This window comes from Bacillus zhangzhouensis (assembly GCF_000715205.1).
GTDB lineage: Bacteria > Bacillota > Bacilli > Bacillales > Bacillaceae > Bacillus > Bacillus zhangzhouensis.
This window is the reverse complement of the sequence record NZ_JOTP01000007.1, coordinates 51,319-68,431: the sequence shown is the minus strand read 5'-3', so window position 1 is coordinate 68,431 and position 17,113 is coordinate 51,319. Positions and strand designations below refer to the sequence as shown.

The window sequence follows — 17,113 nt, the reverse complement described above, 5'->3', positions numbered from 1 at the left end:
CTTTTTTGGTCCTATTCTTCTTTTGAAGCCGCAGCTTCGTTTGTCACATCTTGATGTTTCTTCTTATTGATTTTATGAACAATAAACGTTCCGATAAAGGCTAAGATGATAATCGCAAAGAATACGAGATGCGGGATTTCAATATGAGCAGCACTCAATGCCATTTTGGCTGCGATAATCCCAATGAGAATAAACGCTGTATTCTCAAGCTCTGGTATACGGTCAATGAGAACAAGGAATAACTGTGCTACTGTACGCATCATCAGAATGCCAAGCATTCCGCCTAATAGAAGAATCCATACTTCCTCAGATACAGCGAATGCAGCAAGAATACTGTCAACCGAGAACGCAAGGTCCATAATTTCTACAGAAATAACGGTTGCCCAGAAGACACCAAATACACGTATCATCCAGCCTTCTTTTTTCAATTCCTTCGCTTCGTCATCTCCATCACCTAACCAGAAGTGCTTAATGACAAGCCATGCTAAGTATGCAGCTCCTAGAACCTTAATCCACCAGAACTTAATGAGCAGCATCCCTACGCCAATGAATAGAAAACGGAAGAAATAAGCGCCAATTAATCCGTAGGTTAATGCCTTTTTACGCTGCTTTTCTGGTAAATGTTTCACCATGACAGCTAGTACAAGTGCGTTATCTGCTGATAACAATCCCTCAAGCACAACTAGGGTCCCTATGAGCCCCCAAGAGACAGGGTCTGATAATACCTCTGCCCACATATGCCAATCAAAAAACGAGGCATACGTGTCCAACATATGTTTCAAAATGTCCAACTGGTTTTCCTCCTATAAGTGTAGAAGCATCAGCAGGCTTTCGCCTGCTGCTATTCTTGATCGCTGTTTCTTTCTCACTTTGGAAAAGGCCCTCATATGAGTCATTGGCAGCGCCTCTCGAATTGATTTGTTTCTCTTTTTTACACTTCTAACCCATAATTTTGACAAAGAGCTGCAAGTCCGCCAGAGAATCCGCTTCCGATTGCGTTAAACTTCCAATCGCTTTCGTGTCGGTACAATTCACACACCACGACAGCCGTTTCAATTGAGAAGTCTTCCCCTAAATCAAAGCGAATCAATTCTTCCCCGCCCTCTTCATTTACAACACGAACAAATGCATTCGAGACTTGTCCAAAATTCTGGCTGCGCGTCTCTGCATCATGGATCGTAACTGTAATTCCGATACGATCAATGTTAGCAGGAATTTTTGAGAAATCAACGAGAATTTGCTCGTCATCTCCATCTCCTTCACCCGTTCGGTTATCACCTGTATGAGTGACACTGCCGCTCGGATGCTGAAGATTATTATAGAACACAAAGTCTGTATCTTGCTGACAACGATTGTTTGCATCCACTAAGAAAGCCGAAGCGTCCAAATCAAATTCGGCTCCGCCAGAATATTTATTCGTATCCCAGCCAAGTCCGATCATTACTTTTGTCAGCCCTGGGTTGGTTTTTGTTAAATCGACACGTTGTCCTTTTGAAAGCTGAATCGCCATATTCGTTTCTCTCCTGTCTTTAAAAATATGAAAACTAGTCGTTACCCAATATCTAAGCCAAAGTCCGTTGCAATACGTGCAAGCCCGCCTTGATAGCCTGATCCGACAGCTGAGAACTTCCATTCCCCGCCATGACGGTATAATTCACCTACAATTATCGCTGTTTCTATTGAGAAGTCCTCTGCCAAATCATAACGAATGAGCTCTTCATTTGATGCCGCATTTAAAATACGTACATATGCGTTAGACACTTGTCCGAAATTTTGACTGCGTGCTTCTGCATCATGAATCGTAATGACAAATGAAATCTTCTCAATACTCGCTGGCACAGCTGAAAGGTCGACATTGACCTGCTCGTCATCTCCGTCTCCTTCACCAGTGCGGTTATCGCCTGTATGTACGACACTCCCGCCTCCACCAGTTGTTTGATTGTAAAAGACAAAGTCAGATGGGGAGCTCGCTTTACCTGCCGCATCTAAAAGGAATACACTTGCGTCTAGATCAAAGTCTTGTCCGCCGTCATACTTATTTACGTCCCAGCCAAGACCTACTACCACTTTTGTTAAACCTGGATTCGTTTTTGTTAAATCAATTTTTTGACCTTTCGCTAAAGAAATTCCCACTAGGAACCTCTCCCTTCTGGTTAAATGTAGTTTCTCGTAATATCGGCTAGCTTCGCATCATTTGTACCATTTCCAACAGCCGCAAACTTCCAATCATTCTCGTGACGATAAAGCTCTCCGACGATTAATGATGTTTTTCCTGCATACTCATCTTTTAAATTATATTTCACTAATTCTTGATTGTTTGAACGATCAACGATTCGAATGTAAGCATTCTGAATCATACCAAAGTGCTGGTTTCTTCTAAGGGCATCATAGATGTTCACCACAAACACCAATTTATTCACATTGCCTGGCACCTTGCTTAAGTTGACGAGGACTTGTTCGTCATCTCCGTCTCCTTCTCCTGTCAGGTTGTCACCTGTATGCTCGACACTGCCGCATTTGCTTTTCAAGTTGCCAAAATAAATCAAATCTTTATTTTCAACAAACTTATCATTTTTCAGCATGAGCACTGAAGCGTCACAATCAATATCAGCGCCGCCTCCTCCGCCAAACAGCTTTCCTAAAAAACCGCCGCCTTGTGATACAGGGTCCCAGCCAAGTCCAACAAGAATATTCGTTAGTCCTGCTTTCCCTTTTGTTAAATCAATACGTTGACCTTTTTCTAATGTAATCGCCAAATCAATCACTCCTCCAGCATAATAAAAATCTATTTATTAAGCGATGGACCCTATTAAAATCATCATACATGAAAATTCGACAAAATTCATGAAATGACATTGGAGCCTCTTACTCTTTTTTCTATTTACTAGTATATACGATCTATGTTCATGATAGGTTTCAACAACATAATATTTTTTTAAAGAAATATCCATGTCGTAAACGAAGTGTTTCATGTGAAACATTGTCGAATGCTTCCGGTAAATAGTCTTTACTGTTGAACGGAGTGTGGGCAAGGTTTCATATGTTGATATAGAAAATATCCTTGCATTCGTTTGGAGGATAAACCCTTTCGTTTCCTTCCATCCATGTATTTCTTTATACTTGTGAATAGAGAACATTCAACGTGTTGATGAAAGGATGTTGATGATGCCATCACTTCATATATTAGATCAAGTCGCCATTCCTAAGGGTCAGACAGCGCAGGAGACATTGCTTCACACAACGCAGCTGGCTCAGCTTGCAGAAGCACTTGGGTATGAGCGCTATTGGTTCGCTGAACACCACAGCACAAGAGGGCTCGCTAGTACGGCGCCTGAAATATTAATGGCTCATATTGCAGCTCATACATCAACCTTGCGTACCGGGTCTGGCGGCATTTTACTTCCTCAGTACAGTCCTTTTAAAGTAGCAGAGGTCACGCGGCAGCTTGAAGCTCTTTATCCTGGACGGATTGAGATCGGTGTCGGCAAATCTCCAGGCGGGATTGAAAGGACGAGACTCGCTTTGACGGACGGCGTGAATAAAGATCTGTCTCAGTTTGACCGCCAGCTGAGGGATCTTCTTTTTTACTTATCAGACAGTCTGCCTTCCGGTCATCCGCATGCAGGGGTGAAAGCGTCTCCGCTTGTTGATTCTCATCCGCCAGTTTGGCTGCTTGGACTAGGAGAAAATAGTGCCAAGCAGGCAGCAACGCTTGGCATCAACTATATTTTTGGCCACTTTATTCACCCTGCACGCGGCAAGCAGGCTTTTGAGACGTATCGGTCACACTTTTCTCCGTCTGTTTTTTCCCGCCAGCCACAATCTATGTTTGCTGTCTTTGTGATCTGTGGTGAAACAGATGAGGCGGCTGACCGGATCGCCAGCAGTACAGATTTATGGCTGCTTCGTGTTGAAAAGGGACTAGATAGCCGCGTTCCTTCTTTAGAAGAAGCAACTGAATATCACTACACCGCACAGGAAAAGAAAAAAGTGTTACAAAACCGCCAGCGAATGATTGTTGGCTCGAAGCAAACCGTGAAAGATCAATTACAGATCTTGATGGATCGCTATCAAACGGATGACATCATGATTCTGAACAATTCATTTGATCCACTAGAAAAACAGCGTTCCTTCAAACGAATAGCAGAACTATTTTGAAGCCAATCCTCTTGGCTTCTTTTTACATTGTCATAAAAAATGGGAAATGTAACATAGAGATGTCAAAATCCTTCCGTCTGTCATCTGATCGCAAATGTGTCTTCTAATCGTTAGCGAACTGTAAACGCATGAAAGGTGTACCTTTTATATAGTAGAGGTACATATTGAATGAACGGTTTACGATGCTGAGAAGGAAGGAGATGATAGGCAATGAAAAATAGACTCGATTGGGTAGATGCGGCAAAGGGAATCGGCATTCTGCTGGTGGTCATGGCACATGTACCCATTCCAGATTCGTTAAAACAATTCATTTACTCTTTTCATATGCCACTTTTCTTTTTACTATCAGGCATGATGTTTCGATCATCCTCACGCCCTGCTATGTCATTTATTCAAAAGAAAGCCAAAAGCTTACTCTTGCCCTATCTGTATTTCTCCATCATTACGTATGTTTTCTGGTTCTCCGTTACCCGTTTTTTCGCATTCAAAGGGCAAACGGATATTGATCCCTTCGTTCCATTTACAGGTATTTTTATATCCAATGCAGATGAAGCAAGGCTGACACATAACCCAGCGATCTGGTTTTTAACGACGCTCTTTTTAGTGGAAATCTTCTTTTTCTTTATGCACCGCCTGACAAAAGGAAAACCCACCGCCTTGATCTTCCTGACTGTTCTTTGCGGAGGTGCTGGATATGCTTCTACGTTGCTTTTAGATCAAAGTCTTCCTTGGAATGCCAATGTTGCCTTGACGGCTGTTGTGTTTTATTCAATTGGATTTTTGGCAAAGCAATGGTTTGTGGAATTAAAAACAGATCCAACTCTTCTGTTATGTACAGGTCTGCTTGTGCTGACGGCTTATATGCAAAGCTTTAATTCACGGATCGATATGCGTGTGAACGACTATGGCGATCTATTTATTTTCTATGTATGTGCACTGCTCGGTTCAGCTGCTGTTATTTATTTAAGCTTTAAATTGAAAACATCCCCTATTTTGACGTATCTCGGACGAAATTCCATTGTCATTCTCGTCTTGCAGTTTGCCGGCATCGATATCATGAAAGCATTTGTTTATTATGGACTTGGCATCAATATTGCTGATACAGCGCAGCTCTCTTGGACACTGTTTTATACGATCGGCACATTGCTGCTCATGGTGCCATGCATCTCCTTCCTAAGCAAGTATCCTATACTGCTCGGCAAACCAGCCAAAGCAGCACACCGCTACGAACAAAAAACATCCGCCGGCTAATCGGGCGGATGTTTTTCTATTAATCATTCATTTGAGAAGGATAAAGCGTCATTCCTCCATCTACAAACAATGTGGTGCCTGTGATATAGGCAGCTTCTTTGGATACGAGGAATGCAGCGGCGGACCCAATCTCCTTCGGATCACCAAAGGCTCTCATCGGAATCTTCTCGAGCTGCTTTTGTTTTTTCTGTTCATCCTGCAAATCATCATTCGATTCGGTTGCCATTGTACCTGGCGCAATCGCATTGACCCGAATGCCCGCTTCAGCATAATCAAGAGCCAGCGTCTTCGTCATCATATTCATTCCGCCTTTTGAAGTGGAATAATGAACATTGAACGGGCGCGGAATCTCCTGGTGTACACTTGATATATTTAAAATCGATCCTTTGATGTCATGCTCCATCATATAGGCGATTGCAGCCTTTGCCCCTAAAAAAGCACCTGTGATATTCACATCAATGACTTTTTGCCATTGGTCCAGCGTCATCTCATGCGGCATCGTTTCTTCGCCATTAAAGCCTGAATTGTTGACGAACACATCCACTGCACTGAAATGTTCCAATGCCGTATCCATTATGGCTTGAATCCCTTCCTCTTTGGAGACATCAGCATGTACTTTCACCGCTTGACCTCCGTGCTGCTGAATGGCTTGTACCGTTTCTTCAGCACCATCTTCATCACCTTTATAGTTCACAACCACATTCATTTGCTCCTGACCAAACCGCAAGGCAATCGCTTGTCCAATTCCTTTAGAAGAACCTGTGACAATGGCTGTTTTTCCTTTTAAATCTTGATACATCTTCATTCCCTCCAATCACGTGCTTCATCTTGTTGATACACAATGGTTACCCATTTTGAAAAAAAGAAAAACACAATCCCCTCTATTCGTTCCGAGAGGATTGTGCTGTTAAACAATCTAAAAAGTGTTATAGACATTTTCACACGTTTCAGCTGTAGGCTGATAAAAACAATGCGACTTATACCTTGCCACAAACGGCTGATTGTACCAAGTGGGTGGACAATTTCCAGGCGGTTTAAAATACCAAAGGCTGAATTTTGCAGGCCAAAATCGTTCTCCGTTAATGTTCCTCCGTGCAAGTGTTTTTTCAGTTTCTCGTGCACGTTGATAAAAGTAACCATGTGTGACCGCTTCGAATGCATGCTCCTGATAAATCATTTGTGGAATCGTACGCAGCCCTTTAAAGTCAGAGCAGTTGGCACGTAAACGATTGATGCCGACATTTCCTACGAGCAGCATCCCTTGCTTCCCTTCGCCTTCTGCTTCCGCTCTCAGCAGTCTGGCCATTAAATCGATATCAGAGCTTGTCGCTCTTACCACTGCCATACATCCACCTCCTTCTCATTTCTCTTTTATTTTATGTGGCGTTTCTGTGTAGATGACTGCCATTTTGACATGAAAAAGCACGTTCAGTGTCGACAGCCTGTCTAAACATCTCAAAATTTCGCTGGACATGTGTCTATCTGTCAACAACACACAAACCAAGTAATCATACACATAGCAGGAAAAAATATTCATTACCATAGACTCATTTACAAGTCATAAAAATCCTTCTAATTGCTACACCTTCTTCAAAAACAGTCATTTGAACCTATTCAATAATCCGACTCAAAACCTTAAAATATAAAATGTTGAGTTTTTACAGGAGATATCAAACGATAAAATACACATTTCTCCTCTCAACTTAGTGTCATTTTTACTACTTGAAGCTCATCATCCTCCGAAACGCACTGAGGTATTGACAGTACTTTCGCTTCATTCTACAGTAAAAAACATACAGTATTTTTCTTTTTGTGCAAAAAGAATGATATGAACTACAGCTTTTCAATGAAATTCATCATAAACCCGAGGAGGAAATCATGTCATGTTTAAAAAGAAATTATCCCTGTTTCTTCTAATGTTGTGTGTAACTGTTATCGCTGCTGCTTGTAGTGGTGGAAAAGACAAAACAGCTGCGAAAGAAAACGATACAAAAAAATCCCTTGATGCAGCAGAGGTAAAGGTAGAAAGTGCTGAGTACACATTACCACCTCAATACGATACATCTGTACAGGATGATCAGTATGTACTAAAAGTGAACGTATCTGTAAAAAACATCAGCAAAGAACCTCTCAATGTTGATAAAAGCAACTTTACGCTTTACCAAGATGACGCACAGGTGTCTACGATTTCTCCAGATGACTACAACGAAGTATTATCTTCAAGCTCTCTAAATGCAGACAAAGTATCAAAAGGCGGTCTTTTCTATGTTGTTGATAAAGATAAAGACTATCAGCTTGTTTACACAGAGCCAGGCAGTGGATCGAAAAAAGATGACAAAACACTAGAGTTCGATATTAAAGGAAAAGACTTAATGAAAAAGGCAGATACGCTTCAAGCATCTGCAAAAGCTCTTTCTTCTTATATTGATGTCATGATTTTTGGTAAGAAAAACGAAGATTTCGAAAAATTAACTGGCGATAACAAATCAACAGTTGTGAACGAATTTGATAAATCATTCAAACAAGGCTATATCTCTTCCTCAGGTATTTCTTCTAGCTCAGCGAAGGACGAAAACCTTGATAAGCTTCTAAAAGCTGTGAAAGAAACATTAGCTGAAAAATCAAAAGTATCAACAAAAACAAAATCCATCAGTGGTGATAAAGCAGTCGTGACTGTAACCCTCACACCGATTGATGCAAGCCCACTTGTCGATCGTTTGAAAGAGAAAGCAACTGAGTTCTACAGCAAAAACCGTACAGCGTCTTACGATGATGCACAAAAATATTTACTTTCTATCTATCCAGAAGAGTTTAAAAAATTAGGACCATCATCTTCTGAAGAAACAGTAGAAGTCAACATGAAGAAAAATGATATCGACCAATGGAAACTTGATTTGAACGATTACAAAACAAGCTCATTAGTTGAGAAATTCATCAAGAACTAACAAAAAAACCCCGTTCCCCGGGGGTTTTTTGTTATGATTTATCATTTGGTTTGGCGAACGTAAACCCCCTCTATCATAAAAAAACAGAATATAGTCAAGTTATCTTACCCTTGACAACATTTCTTTCTATAATCAGTGTTCCATTTCTTTAGCTTGATCACTATGAGATATTCAATCCTGATTATTCTTTTTTGTACTTAAGATGTTTTTCTGCTTATTTGTGTTAAAGATGAAATATAAACTCAAAGTAAAAAAATGTACTCCTCATTCTTTATTTCTATTGAACTATATTATAAATCTAGCTTCTTTCCTAACTCATTATAAAAGTAAACCATCATTTTCATTCACCAACTCTTATTTTCTATTTAAGTTATTCCTTAATAAAACTCTTCGAAATATAAATAATTCCATTTTTATAAAATATTCAAAAAAAGGTTCTATATGCTCAGTTTAAGGTGATTTTAAACTTTTTATCATTGTGATTATGCTAGAATTAGTAACCACTTCAAAGAGAAAATTTACCATAAAATTAAATCATTTTTTAAGGTAATCGCTAGGATGAAGTCAAAAAAGGATATTTGGTCTATTTCTTCTAATCAGGCAAAAGGTGTTGCAGCTGGAGCTAATCGAAATGATAAACCAATAAATGAAGTAGATAAATACGATGGTAAGCCCAAGAAAGGCTATTATTATCACTGGCATCCCTATAAAAGGACTCCAAAAGCTCATGCTTTCTACGGAGGGCCTGTTAAATAGTTAATAGAGGTGAATAATGTATAATTACGAAAAGCTATACAAACAGTATTTATATAAAAAAGATCAATTGATTTTTACTAAAGAACAAGTCGTTGAGATGATAACGTCTAAATTTAAAGCTAGAGAATTTTCAAAAACAAAGATTTTAGATTTAGTGAATGATGATCACTTTGAATATACTAAGATATATAAATGTTTTGTCATTGATGATCCGAGTCTATTGATTCAATTGTTTTCAAATGAGGAAAAAAAGAATCATCGTGAAGAAATACTTGATAATCGCGAACATCCCTTAAATCCCAAGAGAGTCAAAGAATGGGAGTATAATCACTTATTGCTTGATGAACAAGAAGGTAGAAGAATTGATATCATTTTAGAAAGTAAAGATGGGTTATATATTTCAGAATCTCAAGTAAGAGCTAGTTGCGAAAAGCTTGATAGGTATATAAATGCTTTAATTGTAGGTGCAATTATTGAAAATGGGTTAGAAGAATATCCAGTTGATATTCATGACGAGTATTTTCAATTTTATTTAGAGAACTTGGATCAATTCGGTTTCTTAAACTGAAAAATACAGTGATCGGCATTCACCTGAAAACGCCCTCTATCATAGAGGGCGTTTCTTTATTTGGCAAGCATCCATTTCTCTTTCATAAACAAACTTCTCACGATGACAAACAAGATGACGACTGCGAGAGCCGAGGAACCGAGTGTCAAGGTGATGGACATTGGATCGATGATACCAAACATCAATTGTTTACACAGTGCGTGAATATTAAGGAATGGGATCGCAAAGTAATACGTATCTAGCTGCGTAGCACCCGCTCTCATGGTAAAGAACATTGGGATGACACCTAGTGTAATGATCATGGACATGTACGACTGCGCTTCTTTGACTGAGCCAGAAATCACGCTGAGCAGCAATTCAATCATGGATACCATGAAGGAAAAGATGATTAACGCCGCAAACATGACGGCGATAATGCTCCACATTTGATCACCAAAGTTTAGAGCCTGCTTCAGTTTCTCTGTAAAGAGCAGCGTGGATAAAAGCAGCATGCCGATCGCCACAATTCCGCTTAAAATACCGAACATGGAGACAGCAAGCCATTTTCCGATGAGAATCTGGAGTCTGCTGGCAGGTGTCAGGAACAACGCTTCAATGGATTTCCGGTCTTTTTCACCCGCTACAATATCAAGCGCAGCTGGCAAAGCGCCAGAGATGACGGAAGTTACCAAAATCATCGGAAGGAGAATCGACAAAAGCATAGCGGTCATTCCATTTTCCCCTTCTTCGCCTTCTTCTACATCAACGGACTGTACCTCAAACGGATGAATCACGGACGTGTTGATCTGATCGTTTGCTAAACGCTTTTCCACCACTTGGTTTTGATACTGCTCCAGCAATGATTGCAGCATTTGAACCGTTATGACCGAATCATCGTCCGTTGTATGCCCATGGATTTTAATTGCAAATGACTTTTGATGCTGAAGCATGTCGTCCGCATCTTTCGGCATTTCTAGGTATGCATTTGCCTGACCATCCTTGACGGCTTGCTGCGGGTCATCAAATGTTTCAAGATTGATGTTTTTGACCTCTTTGATCATTTGATTCATGTCGGATGGAAGCTTTTCATTGACTGCGACCGTATAGGTTTCATCCCCTGGATCTGCGATCATACTTTCATAAAAGAACACCAGCCCAAGCATCGTCAAAAGAGGAATCAGCACTGTTAAGAGTAACGTTTTCCGGTCCCTTAGCGCATCTGTCATTTCTTTTAAAAATACGGTTTTCCACATTATGAAATCCCCCTTGCGAGCTTCGACATAAAGATATAATTCAAGTCTTCACTTTGTTCCTGTGCATATAATTCTGGGAGTGTGCCTTTGTACACAAGCTCTCCTTGATGAATCATCATCACACTGTCACAAAGCAGGCTGACTTCTTCCATGATGTGGCTTGAAAATAGGATGGTTTTATTTTGCTGTTTGAGCTGATGAATAAAATCTCTGAAAATATTACTCGACGTGATATCTAGGCCTGTTGTTGGTTCATCAAATAAGATAATGTCAGGATCATGAATCAATGTTCTGGCAATCGCCACCTTTTGTTTCATCCCCCGTGAGAAGCCTTTCACCTTGCGATCCATATATTGTCTCATCCCAAAGCGCTTGGCTAAATCCTCTATTCTTGCTTTGATTTCATGCTGATCTAAGCCATATAATTTGCCAAAGTATTCAAGATTTTCTCGAGCCGTCAAACGGTCATAAAGCCCCGTCTCTCCGCCAAACAAGACACCAATTCGCTTTTTCACTTCTGTTGCTTCTTTCACTGTATCAAAGCCCGCTACATTAACTGTTCCATGAGTAGGCTCCAATAAAGTCGCCACCGCACGCAATAATGTGGTTTTTCCTGCACCATTTTCTCCTAGGATGCCAACCACTTCCCCTTCTTTCACAGAGAACGTCATATGTTTCATTGCTTTCACGACTTTTTTCTTATCTTTAAACCAGCAGCTGCAATCACTGAGAGTAATCATTTGGTTCGCCCCTTTCGACTTCCTAAGTCTATGATAGAAAAAATAACGCTTGCCTGACATAAAAATGTCGCGAAACGTCCTTTTTCTGTCTTGAAATGATCTATTTTAAAAAAACAAATGGTAAAATAGACAAATAATAAGAAGAGTCATAGGTGATTTTTATGATAAAAGTAGGTCTCGTTGATGATTACCGAGTAGATTTAGAAAAACTGCACGCCATTGTAGGCAGAATGGAGGCTGTTGACATTGTCTTTGTCACGCAGTCAGCAGAGGATGCCTATGAGAAGGTCAAACAAGGAGACATTGATCTGTTGTTTGCAGACATTGAAATGCCCGGAATGTCAGGTTATGAACTAGCGGACCTCATTCACTCTCACGCACTGAATGTCGATGTTGTATTTGTGACAGGAAACAGCGGATATGCTGTCCATGCGTTTGATTTGAATGTACATGATTATATTATGAAGCCCTACCATGCCGATCGAATCGCCAAATCCTTAGAGCGCTACATGTCAACCAAGCAGGAGAAAAGCATTCACGGACGGCTTCTCATCAAGCAACAGTCAGATATCCATGTGCTACAGAAGAAGGATGTCATTTTTGTTGAACGAACCGGCCGTTCAACGACCATTGTCACAACAACAGGAGATATCCAAACATACCAGACATTAAACGAGTTAAAGGGCGATTTAGCTGAGAAGGATTTTATCCGCTCCCACCGCTCGTTTATCATCAATATTCATTACATTAAAAACTTTTCGGCGTATGCCAAAAATTCATTTATCGTGTCTTTTGAAGGCACTGATAAAAAAGCCATGATGACCAAGCAGCAATTAGAATACTTTAAGAAATACTACTTTTAAGGAGAACGAACGTGAACGCTTTCTATCTTGGATTCCGCATATATGCTCTCATATGGCTAGGTCTTTCGTTTCGAGCAACTGCTGAAGCTTTTCTTCCGTTGACGTCTGTTGTTTTGTGGCTCCTCACTTTTTGTGTCATTTGTCTTTATACATTCTTCATTTACAAAAGGTTTTGGCCTAGTATCAGTGGATACGTGATATTAGGCGCTTTTGTGCTGATCACATGCGCAGGGCTTTCGCTTTTTCTCCCTCAAGGGAACGGGCTGGGCCATCTTTTGGCTTTCATGATCATGATCACAGCAGATCTCCTTTCATTGAAGATGATGCAGACGGAGCACCGGTTAAACGGGCGGCTTCAAGAGCTGACAAACGCAGAATCAAGAACCAATGAATTGCTGCTTGAGCTGCGCAGTAAACATCATGAAACAGCCAGACATTTAAATGCCTTTTCCACGTCGAACGACGAGCATGAGATCAAGGATTTGATTCAGCAATACGTGAAACATTTCCCTTGGATCAAAGGGGAAAACGCTTATCTAGCCTCAACCCTTCATCCCTTTTTCCAGCGGGCTGAAAAAGAGGACATTGCACTTTCACTAGATCTTCAAGCACCCTTTTCATCGCTTCCCTTTTCAAAGGCGGATCAGGTTAGTTTTACTGGCAACCTGCTTGACAATGCCCTTGATGCAGCAATTGAAGCGAAGCAAGCCGGGAAAGAGGCCAGCATCTCGGTTACGACCTCTATTCGAAGCGGGCTATTTTTAATCCATTGTGAAAACAGCACAAAAGGAATGGAGAAACACCTATTAGATCATTTGTTCAAAACCTTTGGCCGTTCCACAAAAGGCGGCGAGCATCAAGGAATGGGGACTTATATTATCCATCAGCTTGTTGGAAAAGCAGACGGTATGCTTGATTTCACTTACCGTTCTCCAAACTTTCGGCTCGTGATCAAAATCCCTCTCACGGGTGACATAAAAAAATAAGGTGCAGCTGAGCACCTTATTTTTTTATATATTAAGAGAAGATCTGGTCGATTTGGTTGATTTCCTCTTCTGTTAATTGAACATCGTTTGTTTTTAGATTTTGCAAGACTTGCTCTGCTCGTTTTGCACCAGGAATAATGGCATCAATGCCGTCCTGCGCTAAAAGCCATGCCAGTGCGACGTGTGCCGTTTCTGCATTCTTCGATTGGGCAATGGCCTTCAGCTTGTCTACTTTTTCGAGATTTTGAAGGAACGCATCGCCTTGGAAAAGCGGGTCCTTTGCTCGAATATCATCAAATGTCGCATCCTTTGTAAATTTCCCAGTCAACAAGCCTGATGCTAATGGGAAATAAGGAATAAAGGAAATACCATGCTCAACGCAGTATGGAAGAAGATCCTGCTCCGCCTGACGTTTCAGCAGAGAATACTCCGACTGAAGCACGTCTAAGTAACCATCTCGATTAAAGGCTTGAAGCTGTTCAAAATCAAGATTTGATGCACCAATGGCCTTGATTTTCCCTTCGTCCTTCAATTCCTTTAATGTGCCTGCTACTTCTTCCAGCGGCGTGCGCCCATCTGGAAAATGCATATAGTACAAATCAATATAATCTGTTTGCAGTCGCTTCAGGCTATTTTCGACCTGCTCTCTTAAGAAATCACGACTATTATCGAGTTCAATTTGCCCGTTTACTTCTTTATGAGCTCCTTTTGTCGCAAGGACAAGCTCATCTCTACCGCCTCTTTTGGCAATGATCTCACCGATCAATTCTTCTGAACGGCCCAGCCCATAAATAAAGGCAGAATCTAAGAAATTGACACCTTGATCAAGAGCCGTTTCCACAAGCTCCCGTCCAGCATCTTCACTCAGATTCGGGAATAAATTATGCCCACCTACCGCATTCGTACCAAGCCCTATCGGATTCACCTGTAAATTAGTTCGTCCAAGCGTTACCTTTTTCAAAAGCTCATCTCCCTTATCTGCTTAATCATCCTTATTTTCCCACGAATCATTTTCAAAATTCAAGTATACTGCTCTCTTAAGAGGTGGACGCTGCGAAATAGATGGTGCGAATGATAAATTCATTTAAGCTGTCTTCCAAATTAGATTCTTGCGACGTATTCAACACCTTCATTTCAAGATTTTCATAAAAAAACATCTAAAACCCATGATAAGTCGATAAATTAATTCTTATTAACCGGTATATTATGCTCACGAAATTCCTTTTTTTATAGGTATTTGTGTAAAAATCTATCAAAGATAGGGACTAAAACCTATTCCGTATCCTGAATGAATTTCGATAGAATGAATAGTGCAAATCGTCATTAGGAGATTTTCCCCTTTAACACCCGAATATACCATTCTATCTGTTTCTTTTTTCTTAGTCAGATAGCGGGAATAAAATGACGAAAGAAAAGCAAAGGAGCATCAACTGTGAATCTTAAAAAAATAAGTGCATTCCTCATGATTTCATTCGTGATGATCATCTCTGCAGCCTGCCAGAGCTCAGCAAAATCAACCGATGCTGATCAAAAATCAACGAAAACAGCAGAGGTAAAAGTCAATAGCTATGAATATACGTTACCAGAAGACTCAACAACTACCTTACGAGACAATGAAATGGTGTTAAAAGTCAACCTAACGATCACAAACAAAGGTGACAAAGCCCTTTCATTATATCACTCTGACTTCTCCCTTTATCAGGACGATGCCAAAGTATCTGATTTGAAATTCTACGGCAGTAAAGACCGCCTTGACCTTGGTTCATTGAACAAAGGAAAGTCACTATCAGGTGCGCTTTATTTCCTAGTGGACAAAGGTAAAAAATATCAGTTCGTCTACCACGACAGCATCAAGAAAAACAGTGATTCTATCGAAATTGAACTTGATGGCAAAAAGATACTCGATACAGCGAAAAAACTGGATAACCCAGCAAAAGCGCTATCCGCTTATACCGACATTATTGTCTTTGACAAAAAGAACGATCAATTCTCAGAATTAACGGGCGACAACCAATCAGATGTCGTCAATAAATATCATGAAATGTTTGTGAAAGATTTCAAGAGAAGTGCAGGAATTTATGGAAATGAAGTCAGTGACCGTGATATTCTTTCCATGTACAAACGCATTCAAAACACGATGAAGGATAAAGCCAAAGTTGAAACAAGTGTGAAAACCATCTCAGATGACGAAGCTAAGGTTGTCGCACAAGTAACAGGCATTGATGCGTCTAACTTAAAAGACAAGCTAGACAAGCAAAGAGATGAGTTTTACAACGGCAAAATCCGCTCTAAAGAAGAATTGTATAAGAAAAGCTTAAGCATGTACGCATCTGAATTCGAAAAGCTTCCTCCAGTCTCCAGCCCAGCTGAATATGAAGTGAAAATGAAACGTAATGGGGATGGTCAGTGGAAAATTGACCTCAACGATTATAATACAGCGCAGTACATGAGCGGCTTTATTAAAACGAGATAATAAGAAACAAAAAAGACGCTGGCCCCTTGAAGGTGCCGCGTCTTTTTTCATTACGTTATACAGTCGCCTCTTGCTCTTCTTTGACCGCTTTTTCGATATCTTTAAAACGGCTCGATACAGTAGACGCACTGATGCCATACTTTTTCGCTACTTGTGCTTGAGAAAGTGGAGCATCACTTGCAAGTGAATGAATGTAGTATTCGATTCCCGCAGCAAACGACGCTGCTTTACGGATTACAGGTGATTTCTGATCACAATAGGCTTTCCAAACTGTTAAAGCGCCATCTGTCAGGCTTTGATCACCGTGCTCCTTCATCCCGTCTTCAATCAGCTTGGCTGTCTCCAGCTGAACGTCATTTGCCCAGTCCATACGATCTGCTGATAGGCCTGTGCCGCCTACCGTTTGAGCAGGTGCTTCTGTTTCTTCTACCTCTTGCTTTGCAAACATGCACTTCAGCACTTCTGGGAATGATTCTCTCATAAATGTGCTGCGTGCTCCTCCATTTGCTTCATATGCTTCAACGAGCTGGCGAACCTGAAGAAGAAGGGTATCTGTAAACTCTTTCGCAAACATCGTATATTGAATGAAAAACTCTGCTTTTTCTTCAAACTGAACAGGGAAACCAAGCACGAGACTCCCCTTCTCTGGCAGCACTGTTTGATCCGGTTTTACATCAACTTCAACCTTCTCCGATGTCACCATATTCTCAAAGTAAAGAGACTCGCCTGCTTTTTCATTTAATAAAAGCAATGATGGTTCCATGTCTGTCCAAGATTGAACCACTTGTTTTGTTTTCGGACGGGTAATATCCTCTGCTTTCTTTGTCAGGAATTCATGGAAGATGGTTTCTTTCTTATCAGTTAATGGGCGGAAGAAGATGCCCCATACACTCAAATGAAAGACTGAGATTTGTTGCGTTTCTTTATCCATATCCGCAAGAAATGTAAACTCATTAATGAATTGATTGATCGCTCTCTGATGCTTAGAGAAAGCATAATTCATTAAATCCTTTTGAACTTGTACAGCTTCCTTAAACACAAGCTCAGACGTTTGTTCTCCGCCTGACTTTTGGCCACAGCAATGTTTATATTTTTTTCCGCTTCCGCAAGGGCAGAGCGCATTTCGTTTAATTTTTCCCAA

Annotated in this window: 18 protein-coding genes; 8 read left to right on the top strand and 10 right to left on the bottom strand. The window is 40.6% G+C overall.

Going from position 1 to position 17,113, the window contains the following annotated elements; genetic code table 11:
- Window positions 1-11: 11 nt before the first annotated feature.
- The 4 genes from BA70_RS08200 to BA70_RS08185 form a co-directional block, all read right to left on the bottom strand.
- Window positions 12-791 carry a TerC family protein gene (locus BA70_RS08200; RefSeq protein ID WP_034320586.1) on the bottom strand — a complete coding sequence of 260 codons (780 nt, stop codon included), beginning with the start codon at window positions 789-791 and terminating at the stop codon, window positions 12-14.
- Window positions 792-931: 140 nt separating this feature from the next.
- A complete protein-coding gene (locus tag BA70_RS08195; protein WP_003216935.1) occupies window positions 932-1,510 on the bottom strand; it encodes a TerD family protein in 579 nt (192 codons plus the stop codon).
- Between the two features lie 41 nt (window positions 1,511-1,551).
- A complete protein-coding gene (locus BA70_RS08190) occupies window positions 1,552-2,133 on the bottom strand; it encodes a TerD family protein (protein WP_034320584.1) in 582 nt (193 codons plus the stop codon).
- Between the two features lie 20 nt (window positions 2,134-2,153).
- Window positions 2,154-2,756, bottom strand: coding sequence for a TerD family protein (locus tag BA70_RS08185; protein WP_034320581.1), 603 nt, complete (start codon window positions 2,754-2,756; stop codon window positions 2,154-2,156).
- Between the two features lie 409 nt (window positions 2,757-3,165).
- Between BA70_RS08185 and BA70_RS08180 the strand changes: the two genes are divergently transcribed.
- Entirely contained in the window at window positions 3,166-4,158 is a 993-nt protein-coding gene (locus BA70_RS08180) for an LLM class flavin-dependent oxidoreductase (RefSeq protein ID WP_034320579.1), read from the top strand.
- A gap of 210 nt (window positions 4,159-4,368) precedes the next feature.
- Window positions 4,369-5,409: an acyltransferase family protein gene (locus tag BA70_RS08175; RefSeq protein WP_034320577.1), complete on the top strand. Its 1,041-nt coding sequence runs from the start codon at window positions 4,369-4,371 to the stop codon at window positions 5,407-5,409.
- 19 nt (window positions 5,410-5,428) lie between these two features.
- Here the strand turns inward: BA70_RS08175 and BA70_RS08170 are convergent, their stop codons facing one another.
- On the bottom strand, window positions 5,429-6,208 hold the full coding sequence (locus tag BA70_RS08170; RefSeq protein WP_034320574.1) for a glucose 1-dehydrogenase: 780 nt from the start codon (window positions 6,206-6,208) through the stop codon (window positions 5,429-5,431).
- Window positions 6,209-6,325: 117 nt separating this feature from the next.
- Window positions 6,326-6,754 (bottom strand): cell wall hydrolase, encoded by a 429-nt coding sequence (locus BA70_RS08165; protein WP_003217242.1) that lies wholly within the window; start codon window positions 6,752-6,754, stop codon window positions 6,326-6,328.
- 538 nt (window positions 6,755-7,292) lie between these two features.
- Here BA70_RS08165 and BA70_RS08160 point away from each other — a divergent pair.
- From BA70_RS08160 to BA70_RS08150, 3 genes are all read left to right on the top strand, one after another.
- Entirely contained in the window at window positions 7,293-8,354 is a 1,062-nt protein-coding gene (locus BA70_RS08160) for a DUF4352 domain-containing protein (RefSeq protein WP_034320570.1), read from the top strand.
- A gap of 558 nt (window positions 8,355-8,912) precedes the next feature.
- Window positions 8,913-9,110: a hypothetical protein gene (locus BA70_RS08155; RefSeq protein WP_034320568.1), complete on the top strand. Its 198-nt coding sequence runs from the start codon at window positions 8,913-8,915 to the stop codon at window positions 9,108-9,110.
- Window positions 9,111-9,126: 16 nt separating this feature from the next.
- Entirely contained in the window at window positions 9,127-9,678 is a 552-nt protein-coding gene (locus BA70_RS08150) for a hypothetical protein (protein ID WP_034320566.1), read from the top strand.
- Between the two features lie 56 nt (window positions 9,679-9,734).
- Here the strand turns inward: BA70_RS08150 and BA70_RS08145 are convergent, their stop codons facing one another.
- Window positions 9,735-10,910, bottom strand: a complete 1,176-nt coding sequence (locus BA70_RS08145) for an ABC transporter permease (RefSeq protein ID WP_034320563.1) — start codon at window positions 10,908-10,910, stop codon at window positions 9,735-9,737.
- Window positions 10,910-11,650: an ATP-binding cassette domain-containing protein gene (locus tag BA70_RS08140; RefSeq protein ID WP_034320560.1), complete on the bottom strand. Its 741-nt coding sequence runs from the start codon at window positions 11,648-11,650 to the stop codon at window positions 10,910-10,912. The genes BA70_RS08145 and BA70_RS08140 overlap by 1 nt, the downstream gene beginning before the upstream one ends.
- Window positions 11,651-11,811: 161 nt before the next feature.
- Here BA70_RS08140 and BA70_RS08135 point away from each other — a divergent pair, with 161 nt between their 5' ends.
- Window positions 11,812-12,513 carry a LytR/AlgR family response regulator transcription factor gene (locus BA70_RS08135; protein WP_034320557.1) on the top strand — a complete coding sequence of 234 codons (702 nt, stop codon included), beginning with the start codon at window positions 11,812-11,814 and terminating at the stop codon, window positions 12,511-12,513.
- An 11-nt stretch (window positions 12,514-12,524) separates the two neighbouring features.
- Window positions 12,525-13,499 (top strand): sensor histidine kinase, encoded by a 975-nt coding sequence (locus tag BA70_RS08130; RefSeq protein WP_034320555.1) that lies wholly within the window; start codon window positions 12,525-12,527, stop codon window positions 13,497-13,499.
- A gap of 31 nt (window positions 13,500-13,530) precedes the next feature.
- Here BA70_RS08130 and BA70_RS08125 read toward each other — a convergent pair whose 3' ends face one another.
- Window positions 13,531-14,460: an aldo/keto reductase gene (locus BA70_RS08125; protein ID WP_034320552.1), complete on the bottom strand. Its 930-nt coding sequence runs from the start codon at window positions 14,458-14,460 to the stop codon at window positions 13,531-13,533.
- 471 nt (window positions 14,461-14,931) lie between these two features.
- Here BA70_RS08125 and BA70_RS08120 point away from each other — a divergent pair, with 471 nt between their 5' ends.
- Window positions 14,932-15,972: a DUF4352 domain-containing protein gene (locus BA70_RS08120; RefSeq protein WP_034320549.1), complete on the top strand. Its 1,041-nt coding sequence runs from the start codon at window positions 14,932-14,934 to the stop codon at window positions 15,970-15,972.
- A 55-nt stretch (window positions 15,973-16,027) separates the two neighbouring features.
- Here the strand turns inward: BA70_RS08120 and BA70_RS08115 are convergent, their stop codons facing one another.
- On the bottom strand, window positions 16,028-17,113 hold the full coding sequence (locus BA70_RS08115; protein ID WP_034320546.1) for an SEC-C metal-binding domain-containing protein: 1,086 nt from the start codon (window positions 17,111-17,113) through the stop codon (window positions 16,028-16,030).